Raw genomic sequence first — 19,913 nt, 5'->3', positions numbered from 1 at the left:
TGCTGCGAAATGCCAACTCGGTGGTCGGCGCAGGGGCCGTCAGCCGGCGTACCCGCGCACGGCGCCGAGCTCGGCCTCGAGCGCCTGCAGCTGGCGTTCGACGGCGGCCGGTGCGGTGCCGCCCTGCGAGTTCCGGCTGTTCAGCGACCCCTCGGTGGACAGCACCGTACGGACCTCGGGCGTCAGGTGCACCGAGATGGCGGCGTATTCCGCGTCCGTCAGGTCCCAGAGTTCGACGCCGCGGCTTTCGGCCTGCTTTACGGCCGCGCCGGAGAGCTCGTGCGCCTCGCGGAACGGCACCCCCTGCCGGACCAGCCATTCGGCGATGTCCGTGGCCAGTGCGAAGCCCTGCGGTGCCAGCGATTCCATCCGCTCTGTGTTGAACGTCAGCGTCGCGATCATCCCGGACACGGCCGGAAGCAGCACTTCGAGCGTGTCCGCGGCGTCGAAGACCGGTTCCTTGTCCTCCTGCAGGTCCCGGTTGTACGCCAGCGGCAGGCCCTTGAGGGTGGCGAGCAGCCCGGTCAGGTCGCCGATCAGCCGGCCGGCCTTGCCGCGGGCCAGCTCGGCGACGTCCGGGTTCTTCTTCTGCGGCATGATCGAGGAGCCGGTGGAGTAGGAGTCGTGCAGGGTCACGAAGGAGAACTCCTTGGTGGCCCACAGGATGACCTCCTCCGACACCCGGGACAGGTCCACGCCGATCATGGCCGCGACCCAGGCGAACTCGGCGAAGACGTCGCGGGAGGCGGTGCCGTCGATCGAGTTGTGCGTTGCCGAATCGAAGCCCAGCTCCGCCGCGACGGCCTCCGGGTCCAGGCCCAGCGACGATCCGGCGAGGGCGCCGGAGCCGTAGGGCGAGACCGCGGCGCGCTTGTCCCAGTCCTGGAACCGCTGCACATCGCGCAGCAGCGCCCAGGCGTGGGCCAGCAGGTGGTGGCTGAGCAGGACCGGCTGGGCGTGCTGCAGGTGCGTGCGGCCGGGCATGGCCACGCCGTGGTGTGCCTTGGCCTGGCCGATCAGCGCGTCGATGGTGGCGAGCACGCCGCGGGCGATGATCCGGGCGTGGTCGCGCAGGAACATCCGGCCCAGCGTTGCCACCTGGTCGTTGCGGGACCGGCCGGCGCGGAGCTTGCCGCCCAGCTGGGTTCCGGCGCGTTCGATCAGTCCGCGTTCCAGCGAACCGTGCACGTCCTCGTCGGACTCGGCCGGGGTGTAGGCGCCGGAGGCGACGTCCGCGTCCAGCCGGGTCAGGGCGTCCAGCATGCCCTCCAGCTCGGCCTCGTCGAGCAGGCCGGCCGTGTGCAGCACGCGGGCGTGCGCCTTGGAGCCGGCGATGTCGTAGCGCGCCAGCCGCCAGTCAAAGTGCGTGGACTTGCTCAGCGCGGCGAGGGCGTCGGCGGGGCCGCCGGCGAACCGGCCGCCCCACAGCGCGCCCGTGTTCGTCCCCGAGCGCTCCCCAACCTCGCTGCGCTCGGCCGGGGACCCCTGCGCCCGTGGGCCCATTTCCGCCTTTTGCTCAGCCACAGGGGCTACTTTCCGGCGACGCGGATGTCGCGGCCGGAGGCGACCTTGGCTGACATCCCCCACAGCTCGATGAAGCCCTTCGCCATCGACTGGTCGAAGGTGTCGCCGGTGTCGTAGGTGGCGAGGTCGAAGTCGTAGAGCGAGGTCTCGGAGCGGCGGCCGTTGACGACGGCCTGGCCGCCGTGCAGGGTCATGCGGATGTCGCCGGAGACGTACTTCTGGGTGTCCTCGATGAAGGCGTCCAGGGAGCGCTTGAGCGGGGAGAACCACTGGCCGTCGTAGACCAGCTCGGCCCAGCGCTGCCCGACGGTGGCCTTGAAGCGGGCCTGTTCGCGTTCGACCGTGATGTCTTCGAGGTGCTTGTGCGCGGTGATCAGCGCCATCGCGCCGGGGGCCTCGTAGATCTCCCGGGATTTGATGCCGACCAGGCGGTCTTCGACGACGTCGATCCGTCCGACGCCCTGGGCACCGGCGCGGCGGTTCAGTTCCTTGATCGCCTGCAGCGGGGTGACCTTGACGCCGTCGATGGCGACCGGGACACCGGCTTGGAAGGAGATGGTGACCTCGTCCGGGGCCGGCGGGAATTCCGGCGTCGCCGTGTAGTCGTAGATGTCCTTGGTAGGGGCGTTCCAGATGTCCTCAAGGTAGCCGGTCTCGACGGCGCGGCCCCAGACGTTCTGGTCGATCGAGTACGGGTTCTTCTTGGTGGTCTCGATCGGCAGTCCCTTTTCCTCGGCGAAGGCGATGGCCTTGTCGCGGGTCAGGGCGAGGTCACGGACCGGGGCGATGCACTTCAGGTCCGGGCCCAGGGTCTGGATGCCGACCTCGAAGCGGACCTGGTCGTTGCCCTTGCCGGTGCAGCCGTGCGCGACGGTAGTGGCGCCGAATTCACGGGCGGCCTTGACCAGGTGCTTGACGATCACCGGGCGGGAGATCGCGGAGACCAGCGGGTAGTGGCCCTGGTAGAGGGCGTTGGCCTTCAGCGTGGGCATGCAGTATTCGTTGGCGAACTCGTCGGACGCGTCGGCCACGTAGGCCTCGACGGCGCCGCAGCCGAGGGCGCGCTGGCGGATGGTCTCCAGCGACTCGCCGCCCTGTCCGACGTCGACGGCCACGGCGATGACCTCGGCGCCGGTCGCTTCAGCGATCCAGCCAATGGCTACGGATGTATCCAGGCCACCGGAGTAGGCCAGCACAATACGCTCAGTCACTTCACATGCTCCTTAGTTGTTTGGTTCTTGGGTTTCGAGTGCACGCTCTTTAGTGCACAGTCAGTGGGGCAAAATCTCGGCGGCCTCATTGGCCGGCTTCCTCGGCCAGCTGCAGGAACCGGGCGGCGAGGGCGGCGCCGCCGGCCGGGTCGCGGGTGACCAGCAGCACGGTGTCGTCGCCGGCGATGGTTCCCAGGATCGAGGGCATCACCGAATGGTCGATGGCGAGAGCCAGGAAGTTCGCCGCTCCCGGCGGCGTCCGGAGCACCACCAGGTTCGCGGAGGCCTCCGCGGTGACCAGCAGTTCTCCGCACAGCCGGGTGAGCCGGGCATCGAGGACTTCCTGCGTGACGCCGCTCTTGGCTCCGCGTTCGCCGCCCTCCCCGGGGACCGCGTAGACCAGCACGCCGTCCTTGGACCGGACCCGGACGGCGCCGAGCTCCACCAGGTCCCGGGACAGCGTGGCCTGGGTGACCTGCACGCCGTCGTCAGCGAGCAAGGCCGCCAACTCGGCCTGGGAGCGGACGGATTCGCCGGTCAGGATCGCGGTGATCCGTGCCTGCCGGGCCGTCTTGGTGGCCGGGCTGACGCCCTGCGCGGCGGGCTGGACGGACATCAGTCGAGCCCGTCCACCGCGGCGAGGCCGGAGCGGTGCATCAGCCACGCCATCAGGGCCTTCTGGGCGTGCAGCCGGTTCTCGGCCTCGTCCCAGACCACGGACTGCGGGCCGTCGATCACGCCGGCGGCGATCTCGTAGCCGCGGTAGGCCGGCAGGCAGTGCAGCACGACGGCGTCGGGGGCCGCCAGCCGCATGGCGGCTTCGTCCACGGAGTAGTCGCGGAACAGCTGCAGCCTGGCCTCCTTCTCGTCCTCCTGGCCCATCGAAACCCAGGTGTCGGTGGCGACGACGTCGGCTCCGCGGAGCGCCTCGGCGGCATCCGTGGTGACCAGCACCGAACCGCCGGTCATGGCCGCGCGGTCCTCGGCCGCCGCGACGATCCGGGCATCGGGCAGGTAGCCCGCCGGCCCGGCGATCCGCACGTGCATGCCGGCGGTCGCGCCGGCCAGCAGGTAGGAATTGGCCATGTTGTTGGCCGCGTCGCCGAGGTAGCTCATGGTCAGTCCGGCCAGCGACCCCTTGTGCTCCTTGACGGTCAGCAGGTCGGCCAGGAGTTGGCAGGGGTGGTAGTCATCGCACAGCGCATTGATCACCGGTACGCGGGAATTCTCCGCCATGGCGACGAGGCCGGCGTGCGCGCCGGTCCGCCACACGATGCTGGCGACCATCCGTTCGAGCACCCTGGCGGTGTCCTCGACCGATTCCTTGTGGCCGATCTGGGCCTCGCCCGGGTTGATGATGAGCGCGTTGCCGCCCAGGTCCGCGATGCCGGTGGCGAACGACACGCGGGTGCGGGTGGAGGTCTTGTCGAAGATCACGGCGACGGTCTTCCGGCCGCTGCCCTCCGCGGCAAACGGCTGGACGCTGTACGGCGCGGCCTTCATCCGCAGCGCCAGGTCCAGGACCTCGGCCTGCTCGGCCGGGCTCAGGTCGGTGTCCTTGAGGAAGTGGCGGACCGGCCTTGTCGAAGTCACAGTCGAAGGCAGGTTCGGGGTCGCGGTCGAATCTTCAGTGGCGGTCACTGGGCGTCCTTTGCGGTCTGGAGGAGGGCCGGCAGGGCGGCGAGGAAGCGGTCCGCCTGGGCCGCGGTGAGGATCAGCGGCGGCGCGAGCCGGATGGTGCGCGGGCCGGGACTGTTGACGATGAACCCGGCGTCGAGCCCCGCGGTCACGACGGCGGGGGCGACGTCCGCATCGAGTTCGAAGCCGATCAGGAGGCCCTCGCCCCGGACGTCGGTGACGCCGTCGATGCCGGCCAGGCCGGAGCGCAGGTGTTCCCCCACCTCCCCGACGTGGTCGAGCACGTGCTGGTTTTCCAGCACGTGCAGGGTGGCCAGCGCGGCCGCGGTGGCCACCGGATTGCCGCCGAAGGTGCTGCCGTGCTGCCCGGCAGTCAGCAGCGCGGACACGTCCGGGCCAAACGTGATGAGGGCGCCGATCGGGAAGCCGCCGCCCAGGCCCTTGGCGAGGGTCACGGCGTCGGGGATGATCCCGGCGTCCTCGCTGGCCAGCCACTTGCCGGTGCGGCCGATCCCGGTCTGGACCTCGTCCAGGATCAGCAGCGCACCGGACGCGGTGGTCGCCTCGCGGGCGGCCTGCAGGTAGCCGGCGGGCAGCGGACGGACGCCGGCCTCGCCCTGGATGGGTTCGAGGAAGACGGCGGCGGTGGTGTCGTCAATCGCGGCGCGCAGGGCGTCGATATCGCCGAAGGGGACGTGCACGACGCCGCCGGGCAGCGGCTCGAACGGGGCCCGGTACGCTTCCTTTGAGGTCAAGGCCAGGGCGCCCATGGTGCGGCCGTGGAAGGCGCCTTCGAGGGCGATGATCTTGGTCCGCGGCTGCCCGGCCGGGCCCTGGCTGGCGCCGGTGTTCCGCCGGGCCAGCTTGAACGCTGCCTCCACCGCTTCGGTGCCGGAGTTGGCGAAAAATACCTTGGACCCGGCGGGCGCCTTGCTGAGTTCCAGCAGCTTTTCGGCCAGGGCCACCTGGGTGGGGCTGGTGAAGAAGTTGGAGACGTGGCCCAGGGTGGCGAGTTGGCTGGAGATGACGGAGGTGACGAACGGGTGCGCGTGGCCGAGGGCGTTCACGGCGATGCCGCCGAGCAGGTCCAGGTACTCGTTGCCGTCCGCGTCCCAGACGAGGCAGCCGGAGCCGCGGACCAGGACCCGCTGCGGCGCGCCGAAAACGCCCAGCAGCGACGAAGAGTAGCGGGAGAGCCACTGCGCGCCGCTGGCATGGCCGTGCGGCTCCACGATTTCGGTCAGTTCGGGGGACACTTCAATCTGGCTCATTTCACTTCCTCGTCCGGGACCACCTGGGTGCCGATGCCGGCGGTGGTAAAGGTTTCCAGCAGCATCGAGTGCGCCAGCCGGCCGTCCACAATGTGTGCGCGTTCGACGCCGTCGGCCACCGCTTGCAGGCAGGCCGCCATCTTGGGGATCATGCCCGACTCGAGACGCGGCAGCATCGCGCGCAGTTCGGAAGCCGTCAGCGATGAGATCAGCGAGGACCTGTCCGGCCAGTTGGCGTAGAGCCCCTCGACGTCGGTCAGGATGACCAGTTTGGACGCCCCCAGGGCCGAGGCGACGGCGGCCGCCGCGGTGTCCGCGTTGACGTTGAGGACCTGTCCCGTGGTGGATCCGTCGTCCTCGATCTCAGGGGCGACGGTCGAGATCACGGGGATCCGGCCGGCGGCGACGATGTCCAGGATGCCGGCGGGGTTCACGCCGACGACTTCGCCGACCAGGCCCAGGTCCACTTCCTCGCCGTCCACGACGGTGCCGGTACGGACTGCCCGCAGCAGGCCGCCGTCTTCGCCGGACATGCCGACGGCGTAGGGGCCGTGCGAGTTGATCAGGCCAACCAGCTCGCGGCCCACCTGGCCGGTGAGGACCATCCGGACCACGTCCATGGCCTCCGGGGTGGTGACGCGCAGCCCGCCCTTGAACTCCGATTCGATGCCGAGCCGGCCGAGCATGGCGTTGATTTGGGGCCCGCCGCCGTGCACGACCACCGGGTGGATGCCGACGTGGTGCAGGAAGACGACGTCCTCGGCGAAGGCGCGGCGGAGCTCCTCGTTGACCATGGCATTGCCGCCGTACTTGATCACCATGGTGGTGCCGGCGAAGCGCTGGATCCAGGGCAGGGCCTCGATCAGGGTGCCCGCTTTGCCCTGCGCGTCGGCCATGGTGGTGGTCTCGCGGGTCTGGGTGCTCATCTGCGTTCGTCCTTTGGTTCGTCCCGTGGGTGCGGCCTAGCTGGAGTAGGCGCTGTTCTCGTGGACATAGTCGTGGGTGAGGTCGTTGGTCCAGATCGTGGCTTCGGCGTCGCCGGCCTGCAGGTCGATCTCGACGCGGACTTCCCGCGGTTCCAGGTCCACCAGGCTGCGGTCCTCGCCGATGCTGCCGTTGCGGCAGATCTGCACACCATTCATGGACACGTTCAGCTGGTCGGGGTCGAAGGCGGCGTCGGTGGTGCCGACCGCGGAGAGCACCCGGCCCCAGTTCGGATCCTTGCCGAAAATGGCCGCCTTGAAGAGGTTGGAGCGGGCCACCGCCCGGCTGACCACCTCGGCGTCTTTTTCGCTGGCGGCGTTGAACGTGCGGACCGCGATGTCGTGGCTGGCGCCCTCGGCGTCGCCGATCAGCTTGCGGGCCAGTTCCGCGCAGACCTGGGTCAGGCCCTTGCCGAATTCGACGGCGGACGGCACAGATCCGGAGGCGGCGGAGGCGAGCAGGACCACGGTGTCGTTGGTGGACATGCAGCCGTCCGAGTCGGCCCGGTCAAAGGTGACCCGGGTGGCGTCCCGGAGCACGACATCGAGCAGCTCGGGCTGGACTTCGGCGTCGGTGGTGAGCACGACCAGCATGGTGGCCAGGCCGGGAGCGAGCATGCCGGCGCCCTTGGCCATGCCGCCGATGGTGAACTTTTTGCCCTCGGCGTCCGTGCCGGTGAAGACCGCCTGCTTGGAAACGGTGTCCGTCGTCATGATCGCGCCGGCCGCGGCGGGGCCGCCGTCGCGGCTCAAGGCGGCAGTGGCGGATCCGATCCCGGCGAGAATCTTGTCCATCGGCAGCTGTTCGCCGATCAGGCCGGTGGAGCAGACCACGACGTCCGTCGCGGAGACGCCGAGTGCCTCGGCCGTCTTTTCCGCGGTGGTGTGCGTGTTCTGGAAGCCCTGCGGCCCGGTGCAGGCGTTGGCGCCGCCGGAGTTGAGGATGACGGCGTCGACGCGGCCGTCCTTGAGGACCTCGCGGGACCAGTGCACCGGCGCCGCGGCCACCCGGTTGGAGGTGAAGACGGCGGCGGCTGCCTTGGCCGGGCCGTCGTTGACCACGAGGGCGAGGTCCGGGTTGCCGGAGGCCTTGAGGCCGGCTGTGACGCCGGCGGCGCGGAATCCTTGGGGGGCGGTGATGCTCACGGTGCGACTCCCTGCAGCTCGAGGCCGGCGGTTTCCGCCAGGCCGAGGGCGATGTTCATGGACTGCACGGCCCCGCCGGCGGTCCCCTTGGTGAGGTTGTCGATGGCGCTGGTGACGATCACGCGGCCGGTGTGCGGGTCGAAGGCCAGCTGCATCACGGCGTGGTTGGAACCCTGCACGGATTTGGTGGTGGGCCACTGGCCTTCCGGCAGCAGGTGGACGAACGGCTCCTCGTCGTAGGCCGCGGCCCAGGCGTCGCGCAGTTCGGCACCGCTGACGCCCTCGCGCACTTTCGCGGTTGCGGTGGTGAGGATGCCGCGGCTCATCGGGGCGAGCGTGGGGGTGAAGGACACGGTGACCGGAGCGCCCAGGGCGTTGGCGAGCCCTTGTTCGATCTCCGGGGTGTGCCGGTGTCCGCCGCCGACGCCGTAGGGGCTCATCGAGCCCATCACCTCGGCACCGATCAGGTTGACCTTGGCCGCCTTGCCGGCGCCGGACGTGCCGGAGGCGGAGACGATCACGACGTCGTCCGCCTCGAGCAGGCCGCTGCTGAAGCCCGGGGCGAGGGCCAGCAGGGCAGAGGTCGGGTAGCAGCCCGGCACTGCGATCCGGGTGGCGCCGCGAAGCGCCTCTCGCTGGCCCGGCAGCTCCGGCAGCCCGTAGGGCCAGGTGCCGGCATGGGGTGAGCCGTAGAACTTCTCCCAGGCCGCAGCGTCCTGGAGCCGGTGGTCCGCGCCGGCGTCGATCACGAGCGTCCCGGCGGGCAGCTGCGCGGCGATCGCCGCGGACGCCCCGTGCGGCAAGGCAAGGAAAACGACGTCGTGACCGCCGAGGTTCTCCACCGTGGTGTCTTCCAGAATCCGGTCCGCCAGGCCGTGGAGATGCGGCTGCAATTCCCCTAGTCTGGAACCGGCGTTGCTGTGCGCGGTGATGGCGCCAATGGTGACGTCGGGATGGGCGGCCAGGAGCCTGAGCACCTCGCCGCCGGCGTAGCCGCTGGCGCCCGAGACGGCAACTGAAATAGTCATAGCTCGAGTATACAGCAAGAGTATGCATAGAACCCGATATTTATGCATTCACTGGCCCGCGTCCCGCCGCCGAACCGTCCAGCCGGGCCCCGGGACCGGAGTGCCGGGTGGGAACGCATGCGGCGTATGCTGGATTGAGGGTGATCCAGACCGTGCGGCTGCAAATGGCAGCCGCAGCGTTGCCCGTAACAGTTACGAGGCATGCGTTTTATGACGCCCACCCCCACTCTTTCCCCCGCCACACCCCCGCGCCCCGAGGCGCGGGTCCGGCAGCCCAACGCCGTGGTCCTGAGCTATTCCGAACTGCTGAAGAGCGTCAAGGCCGCCGGCCTGCTGGAACGCAGGGTCGGCTTCTACGTCACCGTGTTCTCCACCCTCATCCTGCTGATGACGGCCACCTGGTTCGGTTTCGCGCTGATCGGTGACAGCTGGTTCCAGCTCCTGATCGCGGCCGCCCTGGGTATCCTCTGCACCCAGCTGAGCTTCCTGGCCCATGAGGCAGGGCACCGCCAGATCTTCGCCTCCCGCCGCGCCAATGACTGGGCCGCGAGGCTCCTCGCCACCTCCGTGGCCGGGATGAGCTACTCCTGGTGGGAGCAGAAGCACGGCGCCCACCACAACCACCCGAACGTCATCTCCAAGGATCCCGACATCGCGCCCGGGCCCATCGCCTTCCACACCGAGGCTGTCGCCGACCGGCAGGGCCGGTTCGCCTTCCTGACCCGCAAGCAGGGCTGGTTCTTCTTCCCGCTGCTGTTCCTGGTGGGCCTCGGCCTGCAAATCGATTCCGTCAAGTTCGTGTTCCGCCGCGCCAAAGTCACGCACCGCTGGGTCGAACTTCCCATCCTGCTGGCGCGCCTGAGCCTGCTGCCGGTGCTCACCTTCGTTTTCCTCCCGTGGGGCATGGCACTGGCGTTCATCGGCGTGCAGTTGGCCGTCTTCGGCTTCTACATGGGCGCCTCCTTCGCCCCGAACCACAAGGGCATGCCGGTGCTCCCCGCGGACAGCCGGGTGGACTTCTTCAGCCGCCAGGTGCTGACCTCGCGCAACATCTCCGGCGGGCGCTTCATGGACATCCTCCTCGGTGGCCTCAACCGCCAGGCCGAACACCATCTCTTCCCGGACATGGCGCGCCCGCAACTGGACAAGGCAGCCGTGATCGTGCGCGAATTCTGCGCCAAGCACCAGGTCCCCTACACCGAGACCACGCTGCTGCAGTCCTACGGCATCATTGTGCGCTACCTCAACGACGTCGGCCTTTCCGCGGGCCGTCACTTCGAATGCCCGATGGCCACCGTTACCCGGCGTTACTAGCTCTAGAACCATCACGCTGGGCCCGTGGCGGCAGTGTCCCTAGGATGGACAGAGAATCCGGGCCATGGAATTTCGCCTCCCCGGAGCGGAGACACCCAGCAAGGAGACACATGACACACGCAATCGTCGCCCGGCAGGCCGGCGGCCCGGAAGTCCTCGAACTGGCTAAGATCGACCGTCCGGTGCCCGGTCCCGGCCAGCTGCTGATCAAAGTCGCCGCCGTCGGCGTGAATTTCATCGACACCTACCAGCGCAGCGGCGTCTACAAGGTGTCCTACCCCTTCACCCCCGGGTCCGAGGCCTCCGGATCCGTGGAGGAGCTTGGCGAGGGGGTGACCGGATTCTCGCCCGGGGACCGGGTTGCCACCGCCGAGGGTGTCGGCTGCTACGCCGGGTACGCCCTGGTGGACGCGGACAAGGCGCTGCCGGTACCCGACGGCGTCGACGACTTCACCGCGGCCGCGCTCCCCCTGCAGGGCATCACGGCGCACTACCTGATCAACTCCTCCTTCAAGGTGGAACCGGGCCAGAGCGTGCTGCTGCACGCCGGCGCGGGCGGCGTCGGCCTGCTCCTGACCCAGCTGCTCAAGGCCAGGGGCGCGCACGTCATCACCACCGTCTCCACCGATGAGAAGGAGGCGCTGGCGCGCGGAGCCGGCGCGGACCATGTGCTGCGCTACGACGGCTTCGCCGCCAAGGTGCGGGAGCTCACCGGGGGCGCCGGAGTCCATGTCGTGTACGACGGGGTCGGCAAGGACACCTTTGACGAGTCGCTCGAAGCCCTCCGGATCCGCGGCACCCTGGTGCTCTTCGGCGGGGCCTCCGGACCGGTGCCGCCGTTTGATCCGCAACGGCTCAACGCCGGCGGCTCGCTCTACCTGACCCGGCCCACCATCACCCACTTCCTCCGCGACGCGCAGGAACGCCGCTGGCGCTCCGGCGAACTGTTCGCCGCCGTCGCGGCCGGCAGCCTTAAGGTCCGGATCGGGGCCCGCTACGACCTCGCGGACGCCGCTTCGGCCCACACCGACCTGGAGCAGCGCCGCACCACCGGCAAGGTCATCCTGGTTCCCTGATCGTGCCTGGAAGCGCCGCAATCCCCCGTTCATCTGCGGCGAGGAGAATCACCCCGTGATTGAGCAGCAGCCGCCGGCCGGCAGCGGAACCCCGGCGGACCCCGCCGCCCCGGCGATACCCATGTATCAGCCGCAACTGCCGGGCGCCTTCGCGGCACCGCCGGAGCGGACCCTGATCGATGTCCTGCAGGACACCGCCGCCCGCTTCCCGGACGCCTCCGCGCTCGACGACGGCCACCGGTCGCTCAGCTACGCCCAGCTGATGGGCGAGGTCCGCGCGGCCGCCAAGAAGCTGCACCTGGCCGGACTCGGCGCCGGCGACAAGATCGGCATCCGGATCCCCTCGGGGACCAACGAGCTGTACGTGTCGATCCTGGCGGTGCTGCTGGTGGGGGCCGCCTACGTCCCGGTGGACGCCGACGACCCCGATGAGCGGGCCAAACTGGTGTTCAGCGAGGCCCGGGTTTCCGGCATCCTGCGCGCCGGCGGCACGATCGTGACCGACAAAAACCATCCCCGGCCCTTCCCGGCCGCCAGGCAGCCGGTCCCAGTCGACGACGCGTGGGTCATCTTCACCTCCGGCTCCACCGGCACCCCCAAGGGCGTCGCCGTGCGGCACAGTTCGGCCGCGGCCTTCGTGGACGCCGAGGCCCGGATCTTCCTGCAAACCGATCCCATCGGTCCGCAGGACCGCGTCCTCGCCGGGCTCTCCGTGGCCTTCGATGCCTCCTGCGAGGAGATGTGGCTGGCCTGGCGGCACGGTGCGTGCCTGGTGCCGGCGCCGCGCGCCCTGGTCCGGACCGGCATGGACCTGGGCCCCTGGCTGATCAACCACGGCATCACGGTGGTGTCCACGGTCCCCACACTGGCGGCGTTGTGGCCGGTCGAAGCCCTGGAAAATGTCCGGCTGCTGATCTTCGGCGGTGAGGCCTGCCCGCCCGAACTCGCGGACCGGCTGGCCGTGGACGGGCGCGAGGTCTGGAACACCTACGGGCCCACCGAAGCCACCGTCGTCGCCTGCGCGGCGCCGCTCGGCGGTCCGGGCCCGGTCCGGATCGGCCTGCCGCTGGACGGCTGGGACCTCGCCGTCGTCGGCCCGGACGGGGCGCCGGTCGCGGAAGGCGGCATCGGGGAATTGATTATTGGCGGCGTCGGGCTTGCCCGCTACCTGGACCCGGCCAAGGACGCAGAGAAGTACGCCCCGCTGCCGGCCCTGGGCTGGTCCCGGGCTTACCGCTCCGGCGACCTGGTCCGCTACGAACGCGAGGGCCTGCTGTTCGTCGGCCGCGCCGACGAACAGGTCAAGCTGGGCGGCCGCCGGATCGAACTGGGCGAAATCGACGCCGCGCTGCAAGCCTTGCCGGACGTTGCCGGGGCGGCCGCAGCGGTGCAAACGACGGCGGCCGGGAACCAGGTGCTGGTTGGTTACCTCTCGCCGGTCGACGGCCGCGAGCTGGATCTCACGGCCGCGCGGCACCTGCTCGGCACCAGCCTCCCCGCCCCGCTGATTCCGATGCTCACCGTCGTGGACGCCTTGCCGACCAAGACCAGCGGCAAGGTGGACCGGCACGCGCTCCCCTGGCCGCTGGCCGGCCCCGGCGCGGCCGACGCGGCCGCGGCGCCGTTGAACCTGCCCGACGACGCGGCCTGGATCGTCGAGCAATGGAGTGCAGTGCTGGGCGGGACCGTCTCCGACCTGGACGCGGACTTCTTTGCGTTTGGCGGCGGCTCGCTGGCCGCGGCCCAGCTGGTTTCCGCCCTCCGGGTCCGCTACCCCACCATCACGGTGGCGGACATTTATGCCACGCCCCGGGTCGGGGCGTTGATCGAGACCGCACGCCAGTCCCTCCCCGAGGGCGGCGCCGTCGCGCCCGGCGAACGTACGGTGCGCCCCACGTCCCGCCGCGCCCAGTGGGCGCAGACGCTGCTGGGCATCCCGCTGCACATTCTGGTCGGCATGCGCTGGCTGACCTATCTGATGGCGGCCAATAACCTGCTGGCCTCGTTCGCCGGTTTCACGGCGGCGCCGACGCTCTCCTGGTGGTGGGTGGCCGCGTCGTGGCTGGTTTTCGTCAGCCCTGCCGGGCGGATGGCGATCTCGGTGGCGGCCGCGCGGCTGCTGCTGCGCAAGGTCACCCCCGGCAGCTACCCGCGCTCGGGCCGGGTGCACCTGCGCCTCTGGCTGGCCGAACAAATCCAGGACCTGGCCGGCGCCGTCAGCCTCGCCAGCGCACCGTGGGTGCCGTATTACGCGCGGGCCCTCGGCGCCAGGATCGGCCCGAACGTCCAGTTGCACTCGCTGCCTCCGGTGACGGGGCTGCTGTCCCTCGGCGCCGGCTGCAACGTCGAACCCGAAGTCGATCTGTCCGGGTGGTGGATTGACGGGGACTCGGTGCAGATCGGGGCGATCCATATCGGCGCCGGAGCCGTCGTCGGCGCCCGGAGTACCCTCATGCCCGGCGCCAGCATCGGCGCGGACGCCCAGGTGGAGCCGGGTTCTGCCGTGCTCGGAAGGGTCAAGGCGGGCCATCTGGTGGCCGGCTCCCCGGCCGAGCGACGGGGCAAGGCCAAGCAGGACTGGCCGGACGCACCGCCGGAGCGCCGCCTGGCCGGCCGGCTCTGGTTTGCCGGTTTCGCCTCCGCCTCCGCGGTCCTGGCCCTGATCCCCTACCTGTCGGCCGCGGCCGCCGGACTGGTGGTGTTCGGCTTCATTCAGGGCCGGTCCTCCCTGCTCGCGGCCCTGCCGCAGCTGGTGCTCGCGCTCCCGCTGGCCGCGTTGGTCTGGTTCGGCGCCAACCTGTTGCTGATCCTTGCTGCCACCCGACTGCTCGGCATTGGACTGCGGCCCGGCTACTACCGGGTCCGAAGCCGGATCGGCTGGCAGGTCTGGGCCACGGAGCGGGTCCTTGACCTGGCCCGTGAACTGCTGTTCCCGATCTACGCCAGCCTCTTCACCCCGGTCTGGCTGCGGCTGCTCGGTGCCCGGATCGGCCGTAACGTGGAGGCCTCCACGGTGCTGTTGATCCCCAAGATGACCACCGTCGGCGAGGGCGCCTTCCTGGCCGACGACACCATGATCGCCTCCTATGAACTCGGCGGCGGATGGATGAAGATCGCACCGGCCAAGGTGGGTAAACGCTCGTTCCTGGGGAACTCCGGAATGACCGCGGCGGGCCGGCACGTACCCAAGAACTCCCTCGTCGCGGTGCTCTCCGCCACCCCGGCCAAGGCCAAATCCGGCACCTCCTGGATCGGCAGCCCGCCGGTCCGGCTGCGGCGCACGGCGGTCGCCTCCGACGACACCCGAACCTTCCAGCCGCCCCTGCGGCTCAAGCTTGCCCGCACGTTGTGGGAGCTGTGCCGCTTCGTGCCGGTGGTACTGACGGTCGCCGTCGCGGCCGGGGTTATGGTGGCCCTGGACTGGCTGGCCGGCAGCTTCAACTACGCCGTTGCGGCCCTGCTCGGCGGGGTGGTGCTGCTTGCCGCCGGAGCGGCGGCCGCGGGCAGCGCCGTCGTCGCCAAATGGCTGCTGGTGGGACGGATCCGCCCCGGTGAGCACCCGCTGTGGAGTTCCTTCATCTGGCGCAACGAAGTGGTGGACGCCTTCATCGAAATGGTCAGCGCGCCCTGGTTCGCGCGCGCCGCCTCCGGCACCCCGGCGCTGGTGTGGTGGCTGCGGGCCCTCGGCGCCAAGATCGGCGCCGGCACGTGGTGCGAAAGCTACTGGCTGCCGGAGGCGGACCTGGTCACGCTGGGCCGCAGCGCCACGGTCAACCGCGGCTGCGTGGTCCAGACCCATCTGTTTCACGACAGGGTCATGAGCATTGACACTGTTACGCTCGAAGACGGGTCCACGATGGGCCCGCACGGGGTCATCCTGCCGCGGGCCCGGATCGGCAACGGCGGGACCGTGGGGCCGGCGTCCCTGGTCATGCGGGGCGAGACGGTGCCCGCCGCCACGTACTGGATGGGAAACCCGGTCAGGCCGTGGGGCGGACCCGCTGTCCCGGCCCCCAAGCCAAAGTAAGCCCGCGTCCGCTCACAATCTGGAAGGCACCCCCACGCTAACCGCAACCACCGAAGGCCGTCCATGAGTCAAACCGCATCAGCCGCCGCCGAGGAGCTGCCCGCAGAAATGCCCGCGGCCGCCCCCGATCCGTACATGCCCGGCCACGGCACCGACGTCTACCGCGTCACGCGCTACGAACTGGAGCTCGATTACCGGGTCAACAGCAACCACCTCAGCGGCCGGGCGACGCTGCATGCGGTCGCCCGGCGCCAGAGCTCGGCCATCGTCCTGGACCTGACCGGGCTGCGGGCCACCAAGGCACTGATGCCCGGCCGGAAGGTGCGCAAGTTCACCCAGCGGGCCGAGCAGCTGGTCGTGGTACCGGACACGGCGTTGCTGCCGGGAGACGAATTCACCCTCGACATCCGGTACGACGGCAATCCGGCACCCCGCCGCGGGCTGTGGGGCGAGGTGGGCTGGGAGGAACTGAGCGACGGTGTCCTGGTCGCGGGCCAGCCCAACGGCGCGGCGTCGTGGTTCCCCTGCAACGACCACCCGCGGGACAAAGCCAGCTACCGCATCTCCATCACCACCGACGCCAACTACCGGGCCGTCTGCAACGGCGTTCTGGTCTCGCACCAGGCCCGGTCCAGCCGCGAAACCTGGGTCTACGAGCAGGCCGAGCCGATGGCCAGCTACCTCGCCACAGTCCAGATCGGCCGGTACGAGCTGCTGCAGCTCAACCCGGCCCGGCCCGCCGGCGACGTTGCGCAGACCGCGGCGGTACCCGCGGAGCTCGCCGCGGAGGCCCGGGCCGGGCTCGCCCGCCAGCCCCAGATGATGAAGACCTTCACCAGCTGCTTCGGACCGTATCCGTTCGCCGGCTACACCGTGGTGGTGACCGAGGACGCCCTGGAAATCCCGCTGGAGGCCCAGTCCCTGTCCATCGTCGGCCGCAACCACCTGACCACCGGCTGGGAATCGCAACGGCTGATCGCACACGAGCTGTCCCACCAGTGGTTTGGGAATTCGCTGACGGCGGCCTCGTGGAGGGACATCTGGCTGCACGAAGGCTTCGCCTGCTACGCGGAGTGGATCTGGTCCGAGGAGGCCGGGGTGATGTCCGTGGCCGACCGGGCCAAGGCGGCCTGGCGGATGCTGAACCGGGAGGACCAGGACCTGCTGATCGGCGACCCGGGGCCGGAACTCATGTTTGATGACCGCGTCTACAAGCGCGGCGCCCTCGCCCTGCACGCGGTACGCCTCCGGTGCGGCGATCCTGCTTTCTTCGCGCTATTGCAGGACTGGACCGCCGCACACCGGCACGGCTCCGTCAGCACGGAGGACTTTATCCTGGCCGCAGACCGTGCCACCGGGCACGACACGGAGACCCTTTTGCACTCCTGGCTTTACGAACAGGCCCTGCCCCCGCTGCCGGCCGGCTGACCCGCTGCCGGAAGACCGGCGAGGGCGACGGCGGCCGCGAAGTGCGCGGGCAGCCCGGTTTCGCTGGCCGGAAGGTCCCGGATGCCGGCACGGTCCAGCACCTCGATGGTGTGCGGCGCTGTCCGCAGCCCGGTGCCGCAGAGCTTGAGCCAGGCCTCCTTGCGGGCCCACAGCCGGGCCCGTCCGGCCAGCAGTGCGGGGCCGGCCAGGCCGCGCAGGCTGTTCCGCTCGGCCGGGCCCAGCGCCACCCCGTCGAAGCCGTCAAAGTCGGTTCCTTCCGGGTGCTGAAGGTCGACGCCGAGGCGGGCGCCCGCCGGCGGCTCGGTCACGGCCGCCAGCAGGACCCAGCCCGCGCTGCGCGAAAGGCTCAGCAGCAACGGCGCCGGCGCACCGCCGAGCGTGTATCCCGGACGCCCGTGCGCGACGCCGGGGCCGCACTCCGGGCAGTGGTACGCGGCCGTGAGGTCCGACGGCGGCAGGTCCAGCAGTTCCGCGGCGAAACGCCGCTGGGCGAGCCGGCCGGCAAGGAACGCGGCCCGCGGACCCGGTTCCATGCCGCGGGCGCGCCCGAGTTCGACGTCGTCCAGCAGCGTGCGGGCCGAGTCCGGCAGCTCGCGGGCGGCGGCGCCGGGGGCGCCGGATACGCGGAAGGGCGGGACGGCCCGCACGATCAGTTGCGCTGCCATGGTCCCGCCCTTCCCTACTGCGTACTGCAGGGCGCTAGCGCTGCACGGCACCGAACCGCTCGTGGGCCAGGGCCACGGCGCTGTCGCGTGCTGCCGAGGCCTCGTCCGCTGTCAGGGTGCGGTCGTCGGCCCGGAACCGCAGGTTGAAGGCCAGCGACTTCTTGCCTTCTTCGATGCCCTTCCCGGCATAGACGTCGAACAGGGAGACCTCTTCAAGCAGTTCCCCTGCGCCCTCGCGCAGGGCAGCCTGCACCTGGTCCGCCGCAACCCCGGCCGCCACCACCAGCGCAACGTCCTGCGTGGCGACGGGGTAGGTGGAGATGTGCCGGGCAACAATGACGTCCGGCGCGGCGTCGAACAGCGCGTCGGCGTCCAGCTCCAGTGCGACCGACCGGGCCGGCATGTCGTGCGCGGCGAGCAGCTTCGGGTGCAGCTCACCGGCGTAGCCCACGATCTCGCCGCTGCGCAACGCCAGCTGGGCGGCCCGGCCTGGGTGGAAGGCCTGGTGCTGGCCCTGGCTGATCACCAGGTCGACGCCGAGCACGTCCGCGGCGAGACGGGCAATGTCCAGTGCGTCCGCCCAGTCCCAGGCCCGGGGCGCGTGCGCCGGCGCCGCCGGCGAATCGTGCCCGGTCAGGACGGCCGCGAGGTGCAGCGGCTGGTCCGGGACGCCGTCGTACAGTCCATCCAGTACCTCGTCCGAGGGCTTGACGCCCAACGGCGGGATGGACGCGGTGCCCAGCGTTTCACCGGGCAGGAAGACCAGCCCGGTCTCGAACAGGGCGAGGTCCCGGAAGCCGCGGGCGTGGTTACGCTTGGCGACCTCGATCAGCCCCGGCAGGACGGAGGTCCGCAGGTAGCCGTGTTCCTCGCTGATCGGGTTTGCCAGCTTGAGCGCGCTGCGCACCGCACCGGCCGCGGCCACGCCGAAGGTGTCGTTCGCCGCCCTGGAGACAAACGGGTACGCCATCACCTCGGTCAGGCCGGCGTCCGCCAGGGCCTGGACGAGCCGGCGGCGCTGCTGCTGCACCCGGGTCAGTCCACGGCCAGGGGGCGCCACCGGCAGCGTCGCGGGGATCTTGTCATAGCCGACCAGCCGGGCGATCTCCTCGGACAGGTCCTCCTTGGTTTCCAGGTCGTTGCGCCAGCTCGGAGCCGTGACACTGTACCCGGCGCCGGTCTTCTCGACCACGGCCCCCAGGTCCTGCAGCGAGGTCAGGATCTGCTCCTCGCTGAAGTCAATGCCGATCCGCTCGGCGGCGAAGGACGCCGGCAGCTGCACGGTCACCGGATCAGGGGCGGTCCCGACGTCGGTGCCCTCGACGGCGGCGGTCCCGCCGGCGAGTTCCACCAGCAGGTCGACGGCGCGCTGGGCGGCGACGTGGGCGACGTGCCAGTCCACGCCGCGCTCGAAACGCTTGGACGCTTCGGAGGGCAGCTTGTGGCGGCGGCGCGAACGGGCGATCGAGACTTCTTCGAAGTGGGCCGCCTCGATCAGGATGGTCGAGGTCGTGTCGCTGACTTCGGTGGCGGCACCGCCCATCACGCCGGCGACGCCGATCGGGCCGGAGCCGTCGGTGATCAGGAGGTCCCCGACGTCGAGCGCACGTTTCTTGCCGTCGAGGGTCGTGAGCTGCTCACCGGCGACGGCACGGCGGACCACGATCTCCCCGGTGAGTTTGTCCTGGTCGTAGAAATGCAGCGGCTGGCCGAGTTCGAGCATGACGTAGTTGGAGATGTCCACCGGCAACGAGATGGACCGGATGCCGGCGAGCCGGAGCCGGGAGGACATCCAAGCCGGGGTGGGCCGGGTGGAGTCAACGCCGTGCACGGTGCGGGCCACGAACCGGTCACAGCCGGGCTTGCCGTAGATCGGGGCGTCGTCGTTGAGCTTGACCGGGAAACCGCCGGTGAGCGCCGCAGGGGCCTGCACCGTGGATGCGGGATCGGTGAAGGGCGTGCCGGTGGCGTGCGCGTATTCCCGGGCCACGCCGCGGATCGAGAACGCATAGCCGCGGTCCGGGGTGACGTTGATTTCGGCGGCCTGGTCATAGAGGCCGAGCAGTTCCATGGCGTCGGTGCCGATTTCCGGGTCCAAACCGATCCGGGACAGGACCAGGATGCCGTCGTGGTCCTCGCCGATGCCGAGCTCGCGGACCGAGGCGATCATCCCGGCGGAGAGGTGGCCGTAGGTCTTGCGGGCGGAGATCCGGAAGTCGCCGGGCAGGACGGCGCCGGGAAGGGTTACCACCACCTTGTCGCCCTCGACGAAGTTGTGTGCGCCGCAGATGATGCCCTGCACACCGGAGGGGTCGATGCCGTCGCCCGTGAGGGTCTGCTGCTGGCCTTCGGGGACCACGCGGACCTGGCACCAGTTGATGGTCTTGCCGTTGGACTGCGGCTCCTTGACCAGGCTCAGCACCTGGCCGACCACGATCGGACCTTGGAGCGCGTCGGTGGGGCGGTGGACCGCCTCTTCTTCGAAGCCGACTTTGACCAGTTCGGCCATCACGTCTTCGGCCGTCGCTCCGGCCGGAACGGCCGCGAATTCACGCAGCCAGGAAAGTGGGATACGCATGGG

At 70.3% G+C, this 19,913-nt stretch carries 14 protein-coding genes; 4 read left to right on the top strand and 10 right to left on the bottom strand.

Features of this window, described 5'->3' with window-relative positions; translation table 11 throughout:
- Nucleotides 1-39: 39 nt before the first annotated feature.
- The 8 genes from argH to argC all read right to left on the bottom strand — a co-directional run bounded on the left by argH (nucleotide 40) and on the right by argC (nucleotide 8,801).
- Entirely contained in the window at nucleotides 40-1,503 is a 1,464-nt protein-coding gene (gene argH / locus AC3ANP_RS12030) for an argininosuccinate lyase (RefSeq protein ID WP_488333041.1), read from the bottom strand.
- Between the two features lie 26 nt (nucleotides 1,504-1,529).
- On the bottom strand, nucleotides 1,530-2,735 hold the full coding sequence (locus AC3ANP_RS12025) for an argininosuccinate synthase (protein ID WP_488330408.1): 1,206 nt from the start codon (nucleotides 2,733-2,735) through the stop codon (nucleotides 1,530-1,532).
- 85 nt (nucleotides 2,736-2,820) lie between these two features.
- Nucleotides 2,821-3,351, bottom strand: a complete 531-nt coding sequence (locus AC3ANP_RS12020; protein ID WP_488330407.1) for an arginine repressor — start codon at nucleotides 3,349-3,351, stop codon at nucleotides 2,821-2,823.
- Nucleotides 3,351-4,328, bottom strand: a complete 978-nt coding sequence (gene argF, locus AC3ANP_RS12015; RefSeq protein ID WP_488333040.1) for an ornithine carbamoyltransferase — start codon at nucleotides 4,326-4,328, stop codon at nucleotides 3,351-3,353. Before argF ends, AC3ANP_RS12020 begins: the two co-directional genes overlap by 1 nt.
- Nucleotides 4,329-4,372: 44 nt before the next feature.
- A complete protein-coding gene (locus AC3ANP_RS12010) occupies nucleotides 4,373-5,644 on the bottom strand; it encodes an acetylornithine transaminase (protein WP_488330406.1) in 1,272 nt (423 codons plus the stop codon).
- Complete coding sequence (argB, locus tag AC3ANP_RS12005) at nucleotides 5,641-6,570, bottom strand: acetylglutamate kinase (RefSeq protein WP_488330405.1); 930 nt, start codon at nucleotides 6,568-6,570, stop codon at nucleotides 5,641-5,643. The genes AC3ANP_RS12010 and argB overlap by 4 nt, the downstream gene beginning before the upstream one ends.
- A gap of 36 nt (nucleotides 6,571-6,606) precedes the next feature.
- Complete coding sequence (gene argJ / locus AC3ANP_RS12000) at nucleotides 6,607-7,773, bottom strand: bifunctional glutamate N-acetyltransferase/amino-acid acetyltransferase ArgJ (protein WP_488330404.1); 1,167 nt, start codon at nucleotides 7,771-7,773, stop codon at nucleotides 6,607-6,609.
- Entirely contained in the window at nucleotides 7,770-8,801 is a 1,032-nt protein-coding gene (gene argC, locus AC3ANP_RS11995; RefSeq protein WP_488330403.1) for an N-acetyl-gamma-glutamyl-phosphate reductase, read from the bottom strand. The genes argJ and argC overlap by 4 nt, the downstream gene beginning before the upstream one ends.
- A gap of 210 nt (nucleotides 8,802-9,011) precedes the next feature.
- Here argC and AC3ANP_RS11990 point away from each other — a divergent pair, with 210 nt between their 5' ends.
- From AC3ANP_RS11990 to AC3ANP_RS11975, 4 genes are all read left to right on the top strand, one after another.
- Entirely contained in the window at nucleotides 9,012-10,115 is a 1,104-nt protein-coding gene (locus AC3ANP_RS11990) for a fatty acid desaturase family protein (protein ID WP_488330402.1), read from the top strand.
- Between the two features lie 110 nt (nucleotides 10,116-10,225).
- Nucleotides 10,226-11,191 carry a quinone oxidoreductase family protein gene (locus tag AC3ANP_RS11985; RefSeq protein ID WP_488330401.1) on the top strand — a complete coding sequence of 322 codons (966 nt, stop codon included), beginning with the start codon at nucleotides 10,226-10,228 and terminating at the stop codon, nucleotides 11,189-11,191.
- A gap of 121 nt (nucleotides 11,192-11,312) precedes the next feature.
- Nucleotides 11,313-15,218, top strand: coding sequence for a Pls/PosA family non-ribosomal peptide synthetase (locus AC3ANP_RS11980; protein ID WP_488333039.1), 3,906 nt, complete (start codon nucleotides 11,313-11,315; stop codon nucleotides 15,216-15,218).
- Nucleotides 15,219-15,281: 63 nt separating this feature from the next.
- On the top strand, nucleotides 15,282-16,646 hold the full coding sequence (locus tag AC3ANP_RS11975; RefSeq protein ID WP_488330400.1) for a M1 family metallopeptidase: 1,365 nt from the start codon (nucleotides 15,282-15,284) through the stop codon (nucleotides 16,644-16,646).
- Here AC3ANP_RS11975 and AC3ANP_RS11970 read toward each other — a convergent pair.
- Together AC3ANP_RS11970 and pheT are read right to left on the bottom strand one after the other, a co-directional pair.
- On the bottom strand, nucleotides 16,610-17,332 hold the full coding sequence (locus AC3ANP_RS11970) for a 4'-phosphopantetheinyl transferase family protein (RefSeq protein WP_488330399.1): 723 nt from the start codon (nucleotides 17,330-17,332) through the stop codon (nucleotides 16,610-16,612). The genes AC3ANP_RS11975 and AC3ANP_RS11970 overlap by 37 nt on opposite strands.
- Nucleotides 17,333-17,366: 34 nt before the next feature.
- Nucleotides 17,367-19,910 (bottom strand): phenylalanine--tRNA ligase subunit beta, encoded by a 2,544-nt coding sequence (pheT, locus tag AC3ANP_RS11965; protein WP_488330398.1) that lies wholly within the window; start codon nucleotides 19,908-19,910, stop codon nucleotides 17,367-17,369.
- Between the last annotated feature and the right edge of the window lie 3 nt (nucleotides 19,911-19,913).

Source organism: Arthrobacter sp. JB02-1C (assembly GCF_057748045.1).
This window is presented reverse-complemented; position numbering and strand designations above follow the sequence as displayed.